The organism is Bradyrhizobium sp. USDA 4538 (assembly GCF_024171045.1).
Lineage (GTDB): Bacteria > Pseudomonadota > Alphaproteobacteria > Rhizobiales > Xanthobacteraceae > Bradyrhizobium > Bradyrhizobium australafricanum.
In genome coordinates, this window is the sequence record NZ_JALJZE010000001.1 from 6896585 (window position 1) to 6916458 (window position 19874).

The window sequence follows — 19874 nt, forward strand, 5'->3', positions numbered from 1 at the left end:
GGAATCTCGAGATTCCGGGTTCGATGCTTCGCATCGCCCCGGAATGACGGCTTCAGAAGAGCTGAAGCCGTCACTTGCCCTCACGCTGCTTCATGCGGGGATCGAGCGCGTCGCGGGCGGCGTCGCCGATCAGGTTGACGCTGAGAATGGCGATCGAGAGCAGCAGCCCCGGCCAGAAGATCAGCGACGGCTTGACCTGGAAATAGGCGCGGCCCTCGGCCATGATGTTGCCCCAGGTCGGCGTTTCCGGCGAGATGCCGGCGCCGAGGAACGACAGGATCGCCTCGGTCAGGATCGCGGACGCGCAGACATAGGTGCCTTGCACGATCAGCGGCGCGATCGTGTTCGGCATCAAATGCCGCCACATGATCTTCGGCAGGCTGGTGCCGAGTGAGATCGCGGCCTCGACATAAGGTTCCTCGCGTGCGGTCAGCACCACTGAGCGCACCAGCCGCGCCACGCGCGGGATCTCGGGGATGGTGATCGCGACCATCACGGTCCAGATGCTGGCGCCCGACAGCGACACCACGGCGATCGCGAGCAGGATGGCGGGGATCGCCATCAAGCCGTCCATCACGCGCATCAGCACCGCATCGACCCAGCGGAAGAAGCCGGCGACGAGGCCGATCAGAAGGCCGATGGCGATCGAGCAGACGGCGGCGCCGAGCCCGATCACCAGCGAGATCCGTGCGCCGTAGATGATGCGCGACAACAGGTCGCGGCCATAGGCGTCGGTGCCGAGCAGGTATTGCGCGCTCGACGGCTTCAGCCGCTGCGACGGCGTCAGCAGCAGAGGATCGTGCGGCGCAAGCAGCGGCGCGAAGATCGCCATCAGGATGATGAGGGCGAGGCTGATCGTCGCAACCGCGATGATCGGCGTCGACGTCAGGAAGCCGAACTTGACGCGGAACGGCCGGGTGACGGGAAGCGAGGATTCGGGAAGGGTTTCGATCGCCATTGCTCAGTACCGGATACGAGGATCGAGCAGGGTGTAGGCGAGGTCGATCAACAGATTGACCGCGACGTAGATACCCGACGTCAACAGGATCATCGCCTGGATCACCGGATAGTCGCGCGCCAGCACCGCATCGACGGTGAGGCGGCCGATGCCGGGAAGATTGAACACGCTCTCGGTGACGACGACGCCGGAGATCAGCAGCGCGAAGCCGGAACCGATCACCGTGATGACCGGCACGGCGGCGTTGCGCAGCGCATGGCGCAGCAGCACGCCGGTCTCGCCGATGCCCTTGGCCCGCGCCGTGCGCACGTAATCCTCGCCGAGCACATCGAGCATCGAGGCCCGCGTCATGCGTGCGATCAGCGCGACATAGATGAAGGAGAGTGTGCAGGTCGGCAGGATGAGGCGCTGGAAGAACGGACCGAAGCCGGCCGAGATGCTCTTGAAGCCCTGTACCGGAACCCAGCGCAGATCAATCGCAAAGATCTGGATCAGCACGTAGCCGATCACGAACACCGGCACCGAGAAGCCGAGCACCGAGAGCCCCATCACGAAGCGGTCGATCCAGGTGCCGTGCTTCCACGCCGCGATCACGCCGAGCGGCACCGCCACCAGGATCGAGAGGATGATGGTGGCCAGCGCGACCGAGATCGAGGGCTCGAGGCGCGGGACGATCATTTCGAGGATCGGCTTGTTCGAGATCAGGGAGACGCCGAGGTCGCCGTGCAGCAACTTGGCGATCCAGGTGTAGAACTGGATGTAGATCGGCTCGTTCAGACCAAGCGAGGTCCGAATGCGTTCGAGCTGTTCGGGCGTCGCGTTGTCGCCGGCGAGGATGGCGGCCGGGTCGCCCGGCGTCAGCCGCAGCAACAGGAACACGAACAGAGCCACCACGCCCATCACGGGAATGGCGGCGAGGATGCGGCGAAGCAGATATCCGAGCAAATTTGATCCGTTGGGTTGTGGTCGATGAAGTCCGCAGCGGGACCGTTGCACACCAGACCGTAGCACAGATGGTAGCAGACTCACGGTAGAACTTGAGCAAGTCCCATGCCATCGGTGCTGCGGATTTTGCGGTGCAGCTAATCAGTCCTGTTGGCCGCGATTATTCCTCCGGTGAAGTTCGAAGCAGTCCACTGGAAGGTGGATTGATTTCAGCTTTGCGCGCGTCGGCGGGCACATCGAGCCCGGCACCGAACGACGGCGCCATCGGCGGCGTGTCGAGGTCGCGCCAATCGTCGATCGCCTGGGCCACCATCTGCGCCGTCGCCGCCGACAGCGTCCAGCCGAGATGACCGTGGCCCGTATTGTAGAACACGCCCGGAATCCGTCCGGCGCGAACCACCGGCATCATGTTCGGCATCATCGGGCGCAGGCCCGCCCATGGCACGACTTTCGACGTATCGATCTCCGGGAAATGATGCCGCACCCAGTCCACCAGCGGTTGAATGCGATCGGCGCGAATGTCGCGGTTGAAGCCGTTGAACTCGGCGGTGCCGGCGACGCGGAAGCGGTCGGCGCCGAGCCGGCTGGTGACGATCTTCGCAGCTTCATCGAGCAGGCTGACGGTTGGGGCGGCATTCCGGCTTTGCGGCGCATCGAGCTGCACCGTGATCGAATAGCCCTTCACCGGATAGACATTGACGCGGTCGTTGAGCAGGCTGGCGAAGTGGCGGCTCGCCACGCCGGCGCAAATCACGATCCCGTCCGCCTGTAGCTGCTGTCGCGTCGCGACCGCAGCATCATGTGAAGCAGCTTCGTTCCAGCCGATGCGGAAGCCGTCATCGCCGTGTGCGATCGTGTCGACGTCGGCTTCATGGACGAAGCTCGCGCCACGGCGGATGCAGGCGTCGGCAAGCCCACGCGTGAATTTGTGAATATCGCCGGTCGCGTCGGACGGCGTGAAGAAGCCGCCATAGCAGGTTGTCTGCAGCGCGGGTTCGATGACGCGGATCTCGTCCGGGGTCACCGGCCGGCGGTCGAGCCCGCCTTGCTGCAGCAGCGTGTTGACCTTGAGGCCGGCTTCGAAGCCGGCCCTGTCGTGATAGACGTGCAGGATGCCGCGGCGTTCGAGATCGAAGGCGATGTTTTCGCGCTCTGCGATCGAGAACAGATGCTTGCGCGCTTCGATGGCGAGCTTCGTGGTCTCGATGGTGTTGCCGCGATAGCGCGTGATGTGGCCGACGAACTCGCTGATCCAGGAATATTTGTGCCAGCTCGGCTTCGGGTTCATCAGCAGCGGCGCGTCGCTTCTGAGCATCCAGCGCAGCCCCTTCAGGATGGTCGCAGCACTGTTCCAGACTTCGGCGTTGCTGGCGGAAAGCTGTCCGCCATTGGCGAACGAAGTTTCCATCGCGGCGTAGCGATGCCTGTCAAGGACAGTCACCTTGTAGCCGCGTTCAAGCAGGGCATAGGCCGTCGTTACGCCGGTGATGCCGGCGCCGATAATCGCGATGTGTGGCATGATGGTTGTCAGGCTCCCGTGGGTTAGAGTCGCCGAACCACCGGTCAAACCGGCATTCGGCGCCCCATCTGTCACGGTACCTGAGAGCTTGATCCGCATCGGGCTGTGGCCAGAAGCGAACTATCCCCTTCGGTGGACGTCATGGCCCTTGATGTGCGGCCATGTTCGTCTCTCTCCAGATCGTCCTGACGATACAGTCCTTTTGCCTGAGAGTTTCCGGGGCGGTTGCTCCGTCGGCGCCGAAGCCAACAACACGATTGTTGTCGCTTCGATCTCTCCCGCATCGTCGCGTTGGACGGCCGGACCGTAGGCGAAGCCTTAAAAATGGACAAGGCTAAATTTCGATCCGGCAGTGCCAACGTGTTGTGCAGTGCAATCGATGTCAGTCCAGCGTCGCCAGCAGTGCCGCCATCAGGCGGCCGCGTTCGGCGAGGCTATCGACCTCGATGTGCTCGTTGAGCGTATGTGCATCGGCGCCGCGAACGCCGAGGCCGTCGAGCGTGGGGATGCCCATCGCGCCGGTGAAGTTGCCGTCCGAGCCGCCGCCGGCGCTGCCGTGCGGCAGATCGAGACCCATCGCTGCCGCAAGGCCTTTTGCCTTTTCATAGAGCGCCATGGTGCCCGCATCGGGCTCCCACACCGGGCGGGTGACGCCGCGCGTCACCTTGAAGGTCACGTCGTTGGCGGTGCCCGACAGTGCCAGCATGCGCTCGACGCCGCGGTCGAGATCGGCCTGGCGCTTGGCCATGCTGAGCGCTTCGCCGGTGCAGGTCGTCGCGACGCAATTGACCCACTGGCCGCCATGCACGATGCCGACCGAGAAGGTGCAGTCCTCGGTGGTCATGCCGTCGATGGCGATGATCTGCCGCGCCATCTCGCGGATCGCGGAGCGGCCGGAAGACAGCGTCGCGCCGGCATGGCTGGGCTTGCCGGTGGCTTCCAGGTTGAAGCGCGCGATCGCGTAGCGGCCGGTGACGACGCCGTTGTTCGGACGGCCGGGCTCCGGCACCAGCACATATTTGTTGCGCGCGGCTTCCGCCTCGATGATGTCGCGCGTCGACGGCGTGCCGACCTCTTCGTCGGGGGTGAACAGCACGGTGATCGGCAGCGGGGTCGGGAAGGAGGCGCGCGCCAATTGCCTGATCGCCTCGATCGACAGGTAGTTGCCGCCCTTCATGTCGAAGATGCCCGGCCCGAAGCACTTGTTGCCTTCGCGCCGCCACTTCAGCTTCTCGATGGTGCCGACCGGGTGAACGGTGTCCAGATGGCCGGCGATCAGGATGCCGGGCTGGCCTTGTTTCGGATGGGGAAAACGGGCGCGGACGCAGCCCGCGAAGCCCTGGCGTCCGGCGATGCGCTCGATCGTCGCACCCATGATCGCCATCTCGCGGGCGGCGAGATCGAGCATGCGTTCGACCGCGGCGGCGTCCCAGGTCGGGCTTTCGCATTCCACCCAGCTGCGCAGGCCCTGCAGCATCGTTTCGGAATCAAAGGGGAGATTGGCGGGGTTCATCGTTGTTCTCTCTTGTTGTTCTGACGGCGCCGGCATCGCGCGCGCGTTACGAAAATCTCAGCCGACGATTTTGTAAAGCCAAAATCTGGCGCGCGGCCTCATTCGTTTGTGTACGTCCGATGCGACCTGAAACCGATTGACGCGCTTGGCGCTTGGTGCAAGTCTCGATTTCACAAGCCATACAGCATGTTAGTTCGCCTAAATAACGAACCACATGCATAACGAATAAGCCGGCTTTGACCAGTTACACGTCAGGAGAGATTGCATGTTCCCTATCTCGCGTTGGAAACACCGCACGCTAGCGGCCGCGTTGACGGCGCTCGCGCTGTCGTTCGCGCCGCAGGAATTGTCATTCGCGCCGCAGGCGATGGCCGCGGGCAAGACCATCACCGCGGTGATGCACTCGGATCTGCGCGTCATCGATCCGATCATGACCACGGCCTACATCACCCGCGATCATGGCTACATGATCTATGACACGCTGCTGGCGACGGATTCCAATTTCAAGATCCAGCCGCAGATGGCGGACTGGAAGGTTTCCGACGACAAGCTGACCTACACGTTCACGCTGCGCGACGGTCTGAAGTGGCACGACGGCGCGCCGGTCACCGCGGAAGACTGCGTCGCCTCGCTGCAGCGTTGGGGCAAGGTCGACGGCATGGGCCAGAAGCTGATGGACTTCGTCGCGAGCCTGGAGGCGACCGACGCCAAGACCATCACGCTGAAGCTGAAGGAACCCTACGGCCTCGTGCTGGAATCGATCGGCAAGCCGTCGTCGCGCGTGCCGTTCATGATGCCGAAGCGTCTTGCCGAGACGCCGCCGGACAAGCCGATCCCGGAACAGATCGGCTCCGGACCGTTCAAATTCGTGCAGGCGGAATTCCAGCCGGGCGTGAAGGCGGTCTATGAGAAGAACAAGGACTACGTGCCGCGCAAGGAGCCGGCGAGCTGGACCGCGGGCGGCAAGGTCGTCAAGGTCGACCGTGTCGAGTGGGTCACGATGGCCGATGCGCAGACCGCGGTGAACGCACTGCAATCCGGCGACATCGATTTCATGGAGAACCTTCCGTTCGACATGCTGCCGGTGCTCGAAGCCAATCCGGATCTCAAGATCGACGTCCTGAACAAGTTCGGCTTCCAGACCCTCGGACGCATGAACTTCCTCTATCCGCCGTTCGACAATCCGAAGGTGCGCCGGGCTGCGTTCCTGGCGATGAACCAGAAGGACGTGCTCGACGCGCTGGTCGGCAACGCCAAGTACCAGAGGATCTGCGGCGCCTTCTTCGTCTGCGGCACGCCGCTCGAGACCGACGTCGGGGCCGAAACGCTGGTGAAGGGTAACGGCCTGGCGGAAGCCAAGAAGGCGCTTGCCGCATCCGGCTATGACGGCACCCCCGTGGTGATCATGGCGCCGGGCGACGTCACGACGTTGAAGGCCCAGCCGGTCGTGGCTGCGCAGCAGTTGCGCGAGGCCGGCTTCAAGGTCGACCTGCAGGCCACCGACTGGCAGACCGTGGTGACCCGCCGCGCCAGCCAGAAGCCGCCGAAGGAAGGTGGCTGGAACATGTTCTTCACCAACTGGGTCGCGGCCGACGTCTCCGATCCGATCGTCAACGCGTCGATCACCGGTCGCGGCAAGAATGGCGGCTGGTTCGGCTGGGCCGAAGACCCGAAGATCGAGGAGCTGCGTGACAAGTTCGCACGCGCCGGCTCGGCTGAGGAAAAGAAGAAGATCGCCACGGAAATCCAGACCGAGGCCTACGATCAGGTGATCTACGTTCCGCTCGGCCAGTACACCATTCCGAGCGCATGGCGGAAGTCGCTGACCGGCGTGCTCGACGGCCCGGCAACGCCGATCTTCTGGAATATCGACAAGTCCGAGTAAGCTTGCGGCTTGACGCAAAACAAATGGCCGGGACTTGTCCCGGCCATTTTTCTTTTCGCGCTGTCGCGTGTCAGGTGTGGCTGTCGCGGAGCTGCTCCAGTCCGTCGCTGAGCGGTGGTCCGCCTTGTGGTGCGTGCTGCGGCGGGGAGGGTCGCTCCTTGCGCTGATCGGGTTGGTCGGTTGCGCGCTGCGCGGATGGATCGTCGTTCGGCATCGTCATGCTCCAATTGCGGCATGACAACGAATACGCAGGGTGCGGGTTCCGAACCGGCGACCGCTAATCGCCGTGGTCTGGTCTCATGCTGCTCGGGCTCGACAGGCTCGTGAGCTGTGTCTGTCCGATGCCGGTTCCGCTCATCCAGACCACCGCTCCAGCGGCAAACGCGAGCAGTCCGTACAGCATGATCGCGCCGCGGATCCATCGCCGGTAGATTGCGCGGTCGTCGGGCGCAGCGTTGCGGAAATTCTGTGCATTGAGCCCGTTGCTGCAATGAGCCGCATCGTCGCCATGCTGGAGAGTAAAGGCACCATGATCGCGCGCCGTTTCGCTGGCAATCCGATTGCCCTTCGCAATCCGATTGCGGTTTGCAATCTCCATCGCCGCCTCCGACCAAAATTGATTTCGAAATGCAACAGCCGCGAAAATGCGCGGCCGGAATTTCCAAATACGGGCAAGACTACGACAGTCAGCGATCGCGGCGTGTGAACTGCGCCACAGCCGGAAATCACGACGCTGGCCCGCTCGGGTGCGCGTGGCATGCGAAGGTTGGTGCGGGCGGTGGGACTCGAACCCACACGACGTTGCCATCGAGGGATTTTAAGTCCCTTGCGTCTACCAGTTCCGCCACGTCCGCGTTGCGCCAGGCGCGCCGATTTCTAGCGCGTTTGGGCGCGGAGTGGAATTGTCATTATCCGGTGCTAACAGGTGAGCTTTCAAAGGCTTAAGCGGCGGCCCGCAATTCCATTTGCCTCGGCGGCCGAGCATTGGGATAAGCAGCGCGCCGCCGCGATTGAGCCTCAATCCGGACACCGGTGGCTGCTTTAGGCAATCTCAACACTGTCCGGTTAAGAAAGCTGAATGTCCGTTCGTTTCCCACGCCGCCTGAAGCTGTCGCGCGCGGCGGCCGTCATCGCGCTGCTCGCCTCGGCCGCGGGCGTTTCCGGCTGCGCGCAGATCGGCGACACCGTGCCGTCGGCATTCGCCGATCCCGCCAAGTACGAGCTTTATGATTGCAAGCAGCTCGAGAACGAGCGCAGCAATCTCAAGACCCGCGCGGCGGATCAGGAAAAATTGATGGCCAAGGCGGAGACCGGCGTCGGCGGTACTGTCGTCTCCGAGATGGTCTATCGCAACGAGCTGATCTCGATCCACTCCCAGCAGAAGCTGGCGGATGAGGCCTGGCGCAAAGGCAGGTGCCATGAAAGCACGCCGGACACGCCTGCGGCCGCGGCCCCCGCGGCTCCCACGCCGGCGGCGAAGGGCCCGCGCGCGCCACGGGGCCTCGTCCACTAAGCCGGCGTTTCCAGACGGGTCGGTCGTGATTGGCCGAGCTCAGGCGCGCCAGTCGTAAATCCAGTCCTGCCGCGCCAGCATGCGCTCCGGACCGATGGCGCGGATCGCCAGATCGCGCGCGATCGCCGCCGGCCCACGCAAATGATAGATGCGGCCCTGCTGTCGCGCCAAGCGCTGCACTTTCAGCACGCGCCCGCGCCGCACCCGTGCGTAGCGCGTCAACGCCGCGGGAATGCCCGCGGTGTTTTCCCCGGTGCTGTCTCTCAAGGCCTTGGCGAGCACGGCCGCATCCTCGATCGCCATGCCGGCGCCTTGTGCGGCAAACGGCAGCATCGCATGCGCGGCATCGCCGAGCAGCGTCACCGCGCCTTCGCTCCAGCGGCCGATGTCGGGCAGGGTGAACAGCGCCCATTTGCGCCAGCCGTCGACCGCGCCGATCAGCATCCGCGCCGTCGCGGGCCAGCGCGCGGTGGCGAATGCGCCCTTGATCTCGTCGATGTCGCCGGGCTCGCTCCAGCCCGGCCGGTTCCAGGTGCCCGATACGATCGCGACCACGTTGATCTGGCGTCCGGCCGAGATGGGATAGGCGACGAGATGCGCGTCCGGTCCCATCCAGAGCTGCACGCGCGGTGCGGTGTATTCACGCGGCAGGGCGGTGGCGTCCAGCGTGCCGCGCCAGGCGATCAGGCCGGAGAATTGCGGCTGTACATCCGGAAACAAATGCCCGCGCACCGACGACCAGATGCCGTCGGCGCCGATCAGCGCGACGGCCAATTCCTCCTGCCGTGAATTGCCGCGGCGTTGGACGACGGTGAGGCCTCGCGCATGCTTGGTCACATCCTCGAACTGGCAGCCGAGCCGCAGATCGATATCGGGATGGTCGCTCGCGGCGGCCTGCAGCGCGGCCTGCAAATCGGCGCGGTGGATCACCCAATAGGGTGCGCCGGCGCGGAACTCGGCGGCCCGGCCAAGCGGCATCCGTGCGATCTCGCCACCGGCTCGCGCGCTCAGGATGTTGACGGATTCAGGCGTGACCGCGCGCCGCGCAAGCGGTTCCTTGAGCCCGAGCTCGACCAGGATGCGGCTGGCATTGGGAGAGAGCTGGATGCCGGCGCCGGCTTCCTCGAGCCGCTCGGCCTTCTCCAGCACGACGACGCGAAAGCCCTGTGCCGCCAGTGTCAGCGACGCCGTCAGTCCTCCGATCCCGGCGCCTGCAACGATGACGGTTCGCGTCAGCGCCACGGAGCGGTCAGGCGACCTTGTCTTTCAGCACGCATTCCGGCGGCCGCGCTTCGCCGGCCGCGAGGTCGGATGCGAAGCGATAAAGCGTCGAGCAGTACGGGCAGATAATCTCGTTGTCATTGCCGAGGTCGAGGAACACGTGCGGATGGTCGAACGGCGGGTTGGCGCCGACGCACATGAACTCCTGCGATCCGATTTCGATCACCGAGACACCGGCATCGTTATGGAAGTGCGGGACGACGTGGTCGGACATATTCTCACCTTGATGGCAACGATGGGCAGACGCAATCAACAGCATGCGGCATCGCGAAATGCCGCGCACCATACTGGCGGGAACAGTTGATTCCTAGAGCCCCGATGGCTCATTTGCTCATGCAAATTCGACACAATCTTGTCGTCCCAGAGAAGCCCTCCTTTGGTCGGAGCCGTTGTGTCGCAAAAACGGCACACTATCTCCAAGGCGAATAAAACTAGAGGTTTTATCGGGATGAATCGGGTGCGCGTCAGCTTGGCGGTGGTCGGCGTGGCAGCAAGTGCTGCCGTGGGCGCGGCTATTTGGCCGCACGCCCGTGATGCCGGCACCGTGCTGGCGGCGCGGGACGATCCCGCTGCGCTCGCCGACATCAGGCTCAATTCCGTGCTGCGCAACAACCCGGCGTTGATCGCGGACAATATCGAGGCGGCACTGGCTTCCGGCGATGCCGACCTTGCGGCCAGCTTTGTCGAACTCGCCGGCGAGAAGAGCATCGCACTTGGTGACGATCTCACCAAGCGCGTCGATGACGCGCGCGCCGAGCAATCATCCAGCATGCATTACGCCAAGGGGTTCGCCACCGGCCTGGTGACCGGCAATGCCGACGATGTCGCAAGCCTGTCCGGCACGGTCGCCGGCGACCTGTTCGTATTCGGCGATGTCCGGGACGTCGTGCGCGAGGGCAAGCACCTCGTGATGGGCGAGGACACCGACCAGCTGGTGCTCGGCCTCGCGGCCGCCGGGCTCGCCGTGACCGCGGCCACCTATGTGTCGGTCGGCGGCGCCGGGCCGCTGCGCGCCGGGCTGACGCTGGTCAAGGATACGCGCAAGGCCGGACGGCTGAGCGAGGGGATGATCGAATGGGCCGGACGCTCGACCCGCGAGGTCGTCAATCAGCCGGCGCTGCGCGAGGCGGTCGCATCCGGCTCGGTGCTGCGGCCGGTGGAAACCGCAACCGCGATCCGCGCGGCCTTCCGCGCCGAGAAGGCCGGCGCGCTGGTGCGCGTCGCCAAGGACGTCGGGCGCATCGGCGAGGCGGCCGGGGTTCGCGCTGCGCGGGATACGCTGAAGGTCGCCGAGAATCCGAGGGAGATCGCGCGGGCGGCGCGGATCGCCGAGGTCAAGGGCGGCCAGACCCGCGCGATCCTGAAGCTGCTCGGCCGCGGCGCGCTGCTGCTGGCGGCCGGCGCATTCAATCTCACCATGTGGCTGTTCGGAGCGCTGCTGGCGCTGTTCGGCTTCCTGTCGTCGATCAAGGCCACCACCGAACGGGCCACCGCCTGGTGGCTCAGACGAAGCAAGGCGCTGCGCCTGAAGCGGCAGATGGCCGCTCAGGCTACCTTGGCGAGTATGCCCGCCCAGGGTTAGGCTTGCGGTCGCCTGTCGATCGCCAATCGCAAATCCCAAGAACAAACGGAATGGATGATGCCGAGTTTCCATCACGGCGATGTTGAAATTGCCTTTATCGACGAAGGCGCGGGCGAACCGATCGTGCTGGTGCACGGCTTTGCCTCGAGCAAGAACGTCAACTGGATCTACCCGACCTGGGTGTCCGATCTCGTCAAGGCCGGCCGTCGGGTGATCGCGCTCGACAATCGTGGCCACGGCGAATCCGCCAAGCTCTACGATGCCGCGCAGTACGAGATCGCGACCATGGCCGGCGACGTGATCGCGCTGATGGACCATCTCGGAATCGCGCGCGCCGACATCATGGGCTATTCGCTGGGCTCGCGGATGACCGCGATCCTGGCGCGAGAGAATTCCGATCGGGTGCGCTCGGCGATCCTTGGCGGGATCGGCATCGGGCTGATCGAGGGCGGCGGCCCCGGCGAGGCGGTCGCGCTGGCGCTGGAGGCGCCGTCGCTCGACGATGTCACCGACCCGGTCGGCCGTACCTTCCGCGCCTTTGCCGATCAGACCCGCTCCGACCGCCGCGCGCTCGCCGCCTGCCTGCGCGGCTCGCGCCGCCTGATGACGCGCGAGGAGGCGGCCGGCATCCGCCTGCCGGTTTTGATCGCGGTCGGCAGCAAGGACGAGATCGCGGGCTCGGCGTCAGCGCTCGGCCGGATCATTCCGGGTTCGGAGGTGCTCGACATTCCGAACCGCGATCACATGCGGGCGGTCGGCGACAAGGTCTACAAGACCGGGGTCATCGACTTCCTGTCGCGGCGAAAATAGATCGTCGGCTTCATCCCTGGCGAAGGCGCGCGCGGCCGCGATCAGCACCACGAAGGTCGCGACCCACACCATGCGCGCGCCGTAGCGGTCGTGCGGTCCCGAGATCACGCCGCAGACAAAGGCATTGCCGAGCAAGGCGAGCGTGACCGTGCCCGCCAGCAACGTCAGATCGTCGAGCCGCCGCTGCCACAGTCCGCGGCCGAACAGGATGACGACCAGGAGCATCGAGCCCAGCGCGACCGGCACGTGGATGCGGTTGATCGCGGTGAAGTCGAGGTGCCAGCGTTGCTGCCGCGCCGCGCGCATCGGCCGGACCTGTTTGGGAATGTAGCGCTCGATGATGCCGTAGGTATGCGGGATCCAGCCATTAGCGCCTTCGCCTGTCGCGACATGCATGAGCTGGTCGGCGGTTGCCGTTAGCGCCGCCTTTGCCTGCCATTCCGGATATTCGGCCAGCGAGCGCAGCACGATGGTGCCCATCTCGTCATTCAGTCCCTTGAAGCGGCCGAGCGTGTTGAACATGCTGTGGCCCCACAGGAAGTCGTCCGCGGTCGGCGGCAACTCGTTGCGATAGGGGCAGAGCTTCAGCTTCTCCGTCGCGCAATGATCGTGCAGGTATTGCGCGACGATGCCATCCTGCAGCATGCGGCCGAAGGCGACGCCATAGCCGCCGGGCGTCCAGGCCAGCTGTCCGGACAGCGCAAAGTTCGCCGCCAGCAGCATCGCCGCGCCGGCGACGGTGGTCAGGGTGCCTTGCACGAGGCCCGCGAACGGGATGCGCTGCCCGAGCCATGGACGCAGCATCCAGCCGACGCAGCACAGGCCGAGCAGCACCGCCAGCGTCGCGCTGTGCGTGGCGGCCGAGAACGCGATGAACCCGAACAGCACCGCCTTCTCCAGCGTCGAGATCCGTTCGCCGTGCAGGACGAGGATGAAGAGCGCGAGCACCGAAAGGCCGGCGAAGATGTCGGTCAGCAGCATGCTGGCCAGCCAGGGCAAAGCGGTGGTTGCGATCAGCGCGAGGCTGATCGCGATCAGCCGGACCGGCCGGGCGAGGCCGAGCACGCGCAGCGTCAGCTGCAGGATCCACAGCGTCGCCAGGGTCTGGATGCCGAGGTTGAGCCAGAAATCCGATGTCTCGCCGACATGGAGGTAGATGCCGAATACCGTGGACCGGCTCGGCACCAGGTAGCCCTCATACCAGCGCGCCAGATAGCCGCCGGTATCCCATTGGAGCAGCGGATAGCCGTTCCAGAAGGCAGGGGCGAGCAGCAGGAGGGGGATGGCAATGGTCGCGATCCAGACCGACCGTGCATCGGTCAGGCGGGCACCTAAACTCCGGGTATTGATGATGTTTCCCCCTTTTATTGGGGCCGACCATGCCCAAAACCACACGGGGGACGAAATCCGCCAATAGTTGCAGAAGCACGGCTTGATTTCGGCAAAATCCCGACCAATTCCCCTAGACGCCGGCCCGGGGGTGTTCGGCTGGGGTTTACCGTACTGAGCCATCCCGGGACGCGCTGGGTCCATCGTGCTATAACGCACATCAGAACAACCGAATTGCGAGAGCAGCTATGGCAGTTCATCAGGTCAATCCGCAGGGAGGCAAGCTTGCGGCGCTCGATCCGATCTGGGATCGAATCCGCGGGGAGGCGGAGGACATCCTGCGGCGGGAGCCGGAACTCGCATCCTTCATCTATGCGACCGTGCTGCATCATGAGCGGCTGGAAGATTCGGTGGTCCATCGCATTGCCGAGCGGCTCGATCACGCCGCGCTGTCGGGCGACTTGATCCGCCAGACCTATGGCGAGGCACTGCGCGATGAGCCCGATATCGGCAACGCGTTCCGCGCCGATCTCGTCGCCGTCTATGACCGCGATCCGGCGACCTCGCGCTTCATCGATCCCTTGCTCTACTTCAAGGGCTTTCACGCGCTGCAGACCCACCGTCTCGCGCACTGGCTCTATCAGAAGGGCCGCAAGGATTTTGCCTTCTACCTGCAGAGCCGCTCCTCGGCCGTGTTCCAGACCGACATCAACCCGGCCGCCAGGATCGGCCGCGGCATCTTCCTCGATCATGCCACCGGTTTCGTCTGCGGCGAGACGGCGGTCATCGAGGACGATGTCTCGATCCTGCATGGCGTCACGCTCGGCGGCACCGGCAAGGAGAACGAGGATCGCCATCCGAAGATCCGCCACGGCGTGCTGATCGGCGCCGGCGCCAAGATCCTCGGCAATATCGAGATCGGTCATTGCGCGCGCATCGCGGCCGGCTCGGTCGTGGTCAAGCCGGTGCCGCACAACGTCACGGTCGCGGGCGTGCCGGCGAAAATCGTCGGCGAGGCCGGCTGTGCCGAGCCGTCGCGTACCATGGACCAGATGCTCAGCGCGATCGGGCTTTGATTTCACTCGCTTTCTGATCGCGGCGAAAAAGCGCCCAAGCAAGAGTCGTGTGCGCAACATCACGTCGCCAAAGCCTGAAAAGGCTCTGGCGATCTTTGCCGTCTCGTCCTAAAACTCCCCCGAAAATCATCGACCCGATTGGAGACGGCCGTGGACGTTCAGGAAGTCAGGAAGCTCGACGCGTATCTCAAACGCGTGTTCAGCAATCCCAAGATCCGCGTGGTGCCGCGGCCCAAGAAGGACGACTCGGCCGAGGTCTATATCGGCGAGGAGTTCATCGGCGTGTTGTTCGTCGACGACGAGGACGATGATCGCTCGTTCCAGTTCCAGATGGCGATCCTGGAAGAGGATCTGGCCGAGTAAGGCGGAACAGCCTCGCCTTCACACGTCGTTACGACGAACTCGCGACAAAATTGCAGAGCGATTTTGCGCTGGAGCGACCATCCTTCGCGGACACGTCGCTCCGCTTGCAATGACAGTGTCATCCCTTCGCGCTGTGCATCTGCGCGGAGAGACGGTTCATCGCGGTGGCGATGTCGCGCCACTGCGCAAGCCAGCTGCGCGGAAAGCGAAAGATCAGGTCGGCGCCGTCGATGCGCCGCTCACTCAGGCACATGCCGGGCGTCGAGGTGTCGCGCGTGCAGCGCGCGGTCAGCTGCGGCTCGCTCGCGGTGAACAGGTCCTCGCCGCCATAGGGCGTGCCGTCGCGGAACGCGCGCGCCGTCAGGCCGTCATCCATGTTTGCGCGCTCGTCGAGATAGCGCGGATAGATCGTGCGCAGGCGCATGTCCGGCGCGAGTGAATCGTGGTGCGCCGCGATCGATACGAAGATCCTGTCGATCGGCTGCACCTTGTCATCGACCGTATCGGCGCTGTAGTGCTTCGGCGCGGCGGGCGCGTCCAGCGACGGATAGAGGAAGCTCAAATCGACGCGCTCCTGCGGCCCGGAGTGGCGCTGGATCTTCATGCGCACGGCCATCGTCGGCACGTTGAACAGCGTGCCGCCGACGCTCACCGGCAGCCGCGACGGATCGCTCGGCGGGATGGTCGTGTAGGTCGGCCACAGCAGATAGGCGACAAGCGCGATCGCGCCGGCCGCGATCACCGCCGAGGCGGTGATCGGAACGAGATGCGCGCGCGGGTTGCGGCGGGTGTCGCGGGCGAGATGCTGGGCGGTCGAGAGAAGCGTCATGAGCGAGGCTGAGATCAGGTCGGGAGTGGCCGAATCATCTGCCGAATATGCCACGTGGCGGGGAATTTCCGTACGATTCCAATGGAATCCGGGACCGAATGGCCATGCGCAAACGCCGCGCCTGATGTGTCCGGTTAACCTTTCCTTAAGGATGATGTGGCGGCAGGCTGCCAATTCTGCGAAGCAGGGCGGGTGGCCTGTTGCGTAGCGAAAGTTCCGATGTCGCCCGATACCTTGAATTCCCTGTTCTCGCTCTTGATCGGTTTCGCGCTCGCGGGCGCGCTGGCCAACGGTTACCAGGCGATGGCGGAGCGCCCGGCCGGTTTCGGTCTGCTGCAGGAGGGCGCGGCGCCGAAGACCTTCGCCGCGGTCCCGTTCCTCGTCTTCGCCGCACCGTTCATCATCATGCGCAACACGCTGCGCGGGGCGCGCATCGAGCGCCGCCGCTTCGAATTCGTGATGATGGCAACCGTCATCTCCGGCTTCTGGAGCCTGATGTCGGGCACCTTCTTCGTGATGACGCTGCGCGCTGCGGGCGTGCTGGCCTGATCCGATCATGATCCGCGGCCGATCACGGTCGCGCTTGCTTGAAACCATGTCGGCCGTCGTGCCAAGGTCTCCTGCGATCAGGGCTTCGGTTCTGATTGAATCAGAAACCGAAGCTCTGGATTTTCGTTTCGACGCGTTTTCTTCACGCGAACCGGTGTCCACTTCGCTCGAAAACGCTCCAGGGAGACCTCAATGGCGATCTACGAACTCGACGGGCAGGCGCCCGATCTTCCCGCCGACGGCAGCTATTTCATCGCCGACAATGCCGTTGTGATCGGCAAGGTCCGCCTCAAGTCCGCCGCGAGCGTCTGGTTCGGCGCCGTGCTGCGCGGCGACAATGAGTGGATCGAGATCGGCGAGGGCTCCAACGTCCAGGACAATTCCACCCTGCACGTCGATCCCGGCTTTCCCCTCAGCATCGGCAACAACGTCACCATCGGCCACAATGCGATCGTGCACGGCTGCACGCTGGAAGACGGCGTGCTGATCGGGATGGGATCGATCGTGATGAACGGCGCGCGGATTCGGCGCGGCAGCGTGGTCGGTGCCGGCTCCGTCATCACCGAGGGCAAGGAGTTTCCGGAAAATTCCCTGATCATCGGTGCGCCCGCCCGCGTGGTGCGTACGCTTGACGCAGCGCAGGCCGAGGCGTTGTCGAGGCCGGCGAAGTCGTACGCGATCAGGGGTCCGCAATACAAAGCGGGACTGAAGAAGATCGGCTGAGGCCTCAGCGCTTGCGGCCGCGCTTGCGCGCGGCGTTCGCTGCCGTGGTGCGAGGCTTCGCTGCGTCTTGGGGTCTCGTTGCTTGCGGTCTCGTTGACTCCTTGAGTCTTGCGCTCTTGCGCAGCGCATCCTTCAGGTCGATCGGAATGCCGTGCTTCTTGAGCAGGTCGGCGAAAGCCTCGTCCGCGAGCTCCTGCAAGGTCGCCATCCGGTCGCGCCCGAGCTGCTTCAGCTTGTCGAAAGTGTCGTCGTCAAACTCGATCAGCTTGCGCAAATTGCATTGCTCCCAAACTGTATTGCTCCAACGCCTGCGGGAACCGGCGTTTTGCGGACTCGTTGACGTCCGCAAGGGAGAATTGCCATGCGCAAATTATCTGTCACCACCGCGCTCGCGACAATCGCGATTGTGCTGACGCCCGCGGTTACCGTCGCCCAAGGTACCGGGAGCGGCGCCGGGAAGGGCAGCCCCTCGTCAGCCAGCCCGACATCGCCGCAAGCCACTTCACCGCCGGCCGGGACCAACAGCGCCGGGACCGCGCAATCCTCCGGCGGCCCCAATACCGGTAGAGGCGTTACCACCGGATCGGCAACGACGACCGAGAGCGTCGACAAGGCCATCGCCGACGAGAACGAAAAAGTCGAGCGCCGTACGAAAGGCATCTGCCGCGGCTGTTAACTTCTGACGGCCGTGCTTTGATGAACGCGGGTCGCGCAGATGTGAGCGCGACATAGGCGCGCGGTAGAAGCCGCGGTCCTAGATTGAGCTAGCATACGCAGGACGCGGCGGAGGAGGCTTGAAAACAAAGCCTTTGAAAAAAGGAGTAACGGGTGATGTTGCGTAAAACGATGATTGCCTTGCTGGCGACGGCCTCGGTCGGTCTGTTCACCGTCGATGCTGCGTCGGCACGCGGTGGCTTCGGTGGCGGCGGATTTCATGGTGGTGGCGGCTTCCGCGGCGGCGGCGGATTTGGCGGCTTCCACGGCGGCGGCGCTGCATTCCGGGCGATGGGCGGAGGCGGTGGCTTCCGGTCGGCTGCGATCGGCGGCGGCGGTTGGGCCGGCCGCGGCTGGCACGGCGGAGGCTGGCGTGGTGGCGGCTGGAACGGTGGCTACTATCGGCGCGGCTGGGGCGGCGGCTGGGGCTATCCGCTCGCGGCGGCAGCGGTCGGCTTCGGGCTGGGCTATGGCGCCTACGATTACTATGACGGCTACTATGGCAATCCATACTACGCGGGCTACGGCTATGACGACGGCTACGGCTACGGTTACGGCGGTTGTTACGTCGTGCGCCGCGGCGCGATGACACCGTATGGCTGGCGCGTTCGGCCGGTGCAGGTTTGCAATTGAGCCATTCGCTCATGCATGGCCGGTCCATTCGCTCGCCATGCTGATGGTCTTGCAATGATCGGCGCGGCCGGCGTTTCGATGCCCGGCCGCCGCGTTCTCTGTCGCGCACTAGTGTGCTGAATGCGAAGTTCGTGCGATTTCGCGGCAACCACTTTCACGAACTTCGCATTCATAAAGCACACTAGAATCATAAGTTTGCTAGTGTCTTTATCGAATCCGAAGTTCGCTCCGAAGGTGCGGCAAATGATGCGAACTTCGGATTCGGGACACTGGTATGCGGCTTGCACCGCCTTGCAGAAGTCCGTGCGTGAGCGCGCCGCGAAAACAGATGGCCCGGCCGCGATTGAAGCCGGGCCCAGAGGACATCAAAGATGCTGACCATTCCGGACCTGACATTGCTGCTCATGGTGGTTGTTGCGAGCCTTGCCGTTGCGCTGATCTACATGCTGCGCGAGCTCGAGCCGAAGCTTGCGCGGCTGCGACTGCGAGGTGGTCGCGTCTCGCGCGATCGCACCGAATAGGGCGGCAATTCCGTTCGCCGCGGCTTTGGCCGCGGTGACGCTGCGCATCCAGAGTTGTCAGCCGAGCACGCCGTATTTCTTCAGGCGGTCTGCATCTTTCGCGCGGCGAGGGCCGCCTTCGGGATCTCGAGCCGGAGCTTTCCTGCCGGGCGGTCGCGAGCGGGATTCAAGGACCCCAAAAAACAAGGCCGTCGACGTAGTATACCGTCAACGACCTTGCCAGCCCCGGATATTGAAATCGGCTCACGCCATCCGGTCATTCGAAGATGACTCGGATTCGAAGGCCGATATGTGAACCAGTTCACAAAGTCAGGATTAATTCACGGTAACGGGCACTCATGATCGGCCGCCGCCGGCAGCCCTCGAGCGCGAAAGTTCCCGTTAGATGATGATCTTGCTCGGGATTTGGCGCATTTTTATGGCTGGTCACCTGGGTGGGCGGGGTCTGCGGGGGCGTCAACCGCGCGACCTGTGGCGCTTCCGGTTGGCGCTACGGGTGGCCTTCGAGCGCTTGCGGGGCGCGGGCTCGGCGGCCGGCTCGTTGGCCTGCGCACTCGCCAGCGACTGGCGCAAACCCTCGACCTGTTCGGTCAGCGCGGCGACCTGGTCGGAGAGCCTCTTCGCATCGGCCGCCTGCAAGGCGAGCTGCTTGCGCATGGTCTGCAGCTGGTCCTGCACCTCCTGCAGCTGGTCGATGGATTCCTGCTGGGTCGCCTCCATGCCCTTGGTCTTTTCCACCAGGGCCTCGGAGACCTGCGCGGTCCGCGCCTGCAACTGCCGCGCGGCGACCATGCGGTCGGTCTCCGGCACGTTGCCGGTGTAGGCGCGCCACAGCGCGATCGAGCCGATCCCGAACAGCACGAGCACCAGCGCCACGGCGCCGATCGCAATCGGCTGCACGCCAATCAGGCTGCTGGCTTGTGAATTCCGGGGGGCAAGTTCGACCATGCGACCAACAACCGGACATCAATTGAAAGGTTCGAAATAGCACAAACCCCGGCGCGGGCAAAACCGGGGGGTGTGTAGACCACTGCGGCAGCAGCGAAATTTGTATCATATGTTAGTTTTCGGCCGTGCTGCCCGGCCTGCTCGAGGCACGATCGGCCTCTGGCCGACCCGAACTCAACCTCC

Annotated in this window: 21 protein-coding genes, 1 tRNA gene, 1 pseudogene and 2 riboswitches; of the genes and pseudogenes, 11 read left to right on the top strand and 12 right to left on the bottom strand. The window is 64.5% G+C overall.

From position 1 onward, the window contains the following. Positions 1-70 precede the first annotated feature (70 nt). From J2R78_RS31420 to J2R78_RS31435, 4 genes are all read right to left on the bottom strand, one after another. Positions 71-958 (bottom strand): ABC transporter permease, encoded by an 888-nt coding sequence (locus J2R78_RS31420; RefSeq protein ID WP_057019082.1) that lies wholly within the window; start codon positions 956-958, stop codon positions 71-73. A gap of 3 nt (positions 959-961) precedes the next feature. Beyond that, a complete protein-coding gene (locus J2R78_RS31425; protein ID WP_028336105.1) occupies positions 962-1903 on the bottom strand; it encodes an ABC transporter permease in 942 nt (313 codons plus the stop codon). A gap of 160 nt (positions 1904-2063) precedes the next feature. Further along, positions 2064-3422: a D-amino acid dehydrogenase gene (locus J2R78_RS31430; protein WP_253608011.1), complete on the bottom strand. Its 1359-nt coding sequence runs from the start codon at positions 3420-3422 to the stop codon at positions 2064-2066. A gap of 66 nt (positions 3423-3488) precedes the next feature. Continuing rightward, positions 3489-3603, bottom strand: a riboswitch (glycine riboswitch). Positions 3604-3606: 3 nt separating this feature from the next. Continuing rightward, positions 3607-3713: riboswitch (glycine riboswitch) on the bottom strand. Between the two features lie 91 nt (positions 3714-3804). Then, on the bottom strand, positions 3805-4935 hold the full coding sequence (locus tag J2R78_RS31435; protein ID WP_253608012.1) for a M20/M25/M40 family metallo-hydrolase: 1131 nt from the start codon (positions 4933-4935) through the stop codon (positions 3805-3807). 265 nt (positions 4936-5200) lie between these two features. Between J2R78_RS31435 and J2R78_RS31440 the strand changes: the two genes are divergently transcribed. Continuing rightward, on the top strand, positions 5201-6820 hold the full coding sequence (locus J2R78_RS31440) for an ABC transporter substrate-binding protein (protein WP_225160283.1): 1620 nt from the start codon (positions 5201-5203) through the stop codon (positions 6818-6820). Between the two features lie 277 nt (positions 6821-7097). Here the strand turns inward: J2R78_RS31440 and J2R78_RS31445 are convergent, their stop codons facing one another. Both J2R78_RS31445 and J2R78_RS31450 read right to left on the bottom strand, forming a co-directional pair. Then, a complete protein-coding gene (locus J2R78_RS31445; RefSeq protein WP_253608013.1) occupies positions 7098-7628 on the bottom strand; it encodes a hypothetical protein in 531 nt (176 codons plus the stop codon). Continuing rightward, positions 7588-7674 (bottom strand) — tRNA-Leu (locus tag J2R78_RS31450). Before J2R78_RS31450 ends, J2R78_RS31445 begins: the two co-directional genes overlap by 41 nt. Before the next feature lie 224 nt (positions 7675-7898). Between J2R78_RS31450 and J2R78_RS31455 the strand changes: the two genes are divergently transcribed. Further along, on the top strand, positions 7899-8333 hold the full coding sequence (locus J2R78_RS31455; protein ID WP_016843796.1) for a hypothetical protein: 435 nt from the start codon (positions 7899-7901) through the stop codon (positions 8331-8333). 39 nt (positions 8334-8372) lie between these two features. Here the strand turns inward: J2R78_RS31455 and J2R78_RS31460 are convergent, their stop codons facing one another. Then, the gene (locus tag J2R78_RS31460) at positions 8373-9575 is read right to left on the bottom strand and encodes an FAD-dependent monooxygenase (protein ID WP_253608014.1); all 1203 of its coding nucleotides are present in this window, start codon (positions 9573-9575) and stop codon (positions 8373-8375) included. A 7-nt stretch (positions 9576-9582) separates the two neighbouring features. Then, the gene (locus J2R78_RS31465) at positions 9583-9828 is read right to left on the bottom strand and encodes a zinc-finger domain-containing protein (protein ID WP_018272338.1); all 246 of its coding nucleotides are present in this window, start codon (positions 9826-9828) and stop codon (positions 9583-9585) included. Between the two features lie 234 nt (positions 9829-10062). Here J2R78_RS31465 and J2R78_RS31470 point away from each other — a divergent pair, with 234 nt between their 5' ends. Both J2R78_RS31470 and J2R78_RS31475 read left to right on the top strand, forming a co-directional pair. After that, positions 10063-11196 carry a hypothetical protein gene (locus J2R78_RS31470; protein ID WP_253608015.1) on the top strand — a complete coding sequence of 378 codons (1134 nt, stop codon included), beginning with the start codon at positions 10063-10065 and terminating at the stop codon, positions 11194-11196. 57 nt (positions 11197-11253) lie between these two features. Beyond that, positions 11254-12006, top strand: coding sequence for an alpha/beta fold hydrolase (locus J2R78_RS31475; protein ID WP_253609980.1), 753 nt, complete (start codon positions 11254-11256; stop codon positions 12004-12006). 3 nt (positions 12007-12009) lie between these two features. Here J2R78_RS31475 and J2R78_RS31480 read toward each other — a convergent pair. Further along, a pseudogene (locus J2R78_RS31480) lies at positions 12010-13401 on the bottom strand (hypothetical protein); the annotation flags it as partial. A gap of 182 nt (positions 13402-13583) precedes the next feature. Here J2R78_RS31480 and cysE point away from each other — a divergent pair. After that, on the top strand, positions 13584-14411 hold the full coding sequence (cysE, locus tag J2R78_RS31485) for a serine O-acetyltransferase (protein ID WP_092089661.1): 828 nt from the start codon (positions 13584-13586) through the stop codon (positions 14409-14411). A 150-nt stretch (positions 14412-14561) separates the two neighbouring features. Next, positions 14562-14774 (top strand): DUF3126 family protein, encoded by a 213-nt coding sequence (locus J2R78_RS31490; protein WP_021077729.1) that lies wholly within the window; start codon positions 14562-14564, stop codon positions 14772-14774. Positions 14775-14892: 118 nt separating this feature from the next. On the opposite strand, the gene J2R78_RS31495 is transcribed toward J2R78_RS31490, so the two are convergent. Beyond that, complete coding sequence (locus J2R78_RS31495) at positions 14893-15603, bottom strand: hypothetical protein (RefSeq protein ID WP_253608016.1); 711 nt, start codon at positions 15601-15603, stop codon at positions 14893-14895. Positions 15604-15822: 219 nt separating this feature from the next. On the opposite strand from J2R78_RS31495, the gene J2R78_RS31500 reads away from it, so the two are divergent. Both J2R78_RS31500 and J2R78_RS31505 read left to right on the top strand, forming a co-directional pair. Beyond that, positions 15823-16152 carry a DUF6949 family protein gene (locus tag J2R78_RS31500; protein WP_028336117.1) on the top strand — a complete coding sequence of 110 codons (330 nt, stop codon included), beginning with the start codon at positions 15823-15825 and terminating at the stop codon, positions 16150-16152. Between the two features lie 192 nt (positions 16153-16344). After that, entirely contained in the window at positions 16345-16875 is a 531-nt protein-coding gene (locus J2R78_RS31505) for a gamma carbonic anhydrase family protein (protein WP_028336118.1), read from the top strand. A 4-nt stretch (positions 16876-16879) separates the two neighbouring features. Here the strand turns inward: J2R78_RS31505 and J2R78_RS31510 are convergent, their stop codons facing one another. After that, the gene (locus J2R78_RS31510) at positions 16880-17149 is read right to left on the bottom strand and encodes a hypothetical protein (protein WP_253608017.1); all 270 of its coding nucleotides are present in this window, start codon (positions 17147-17149) and stop codon (positions 16880-16882) included. Positions 17150-17236: 87 nt separating this feature from the next. On the opposite strand from J2R78_RS31510, the gene J2R78_RS31515 reads away from it, so the two are divergent. The 3 genes from J2R78_RS31515 to J2R78_RS31525 all read left to right on the top strand — a co-directional run bounded on the left by J2R78_RS31515 (position 17237) and on the right by J2R78_RS31525 (position 18743). Next, positions 17237-17551 (top strand): hypothetical protein, encoded by a 315-nt coding sequence (locus J2R78_RS31515; RefSeq protein ID WP_253608018.1) that lies wholly within the window; start codon positions 17237-17239, stop codon positions 17549-17551. Between the two features lie 155 nt (positions 17552-17706). Continuing rightward, complete coding sequence (locus J2R78_RS31520; protein WP_253608019.1) at positions 17707-18222, top strand: hypothetical protein; 516 nt, start codon at positions 17707-17709, stop codon at positions 18220-18222. A 371-nt stretch (positions 18223-18593) separates the two neighbouring features. Beyond that, positions 18594-18743, top strand: coding sequence for a hypothetical protein (locus tag J2R78_RS31525; protein WP_253608020.1), 150 nt, complete (start codon positions 18594-18596; stop codon positions 18741-18743). 456 nt (positions 18744-19199) lie between these two features. On the opposite strand, the gene J2R78_RS31530 is transcribed toward J2R78_RS31525, so the two are convergent. Continuing rightward, entirely contained in the window at positions 19200-19691 is a 492-nt protein-coding gene (locus J2R78_RS31530) for a hypothetical protein (RefSeq protein WP_076830140.1), read from the bottom strand. Positions 19692-19874: the final 183 nt, after the last annotated feature.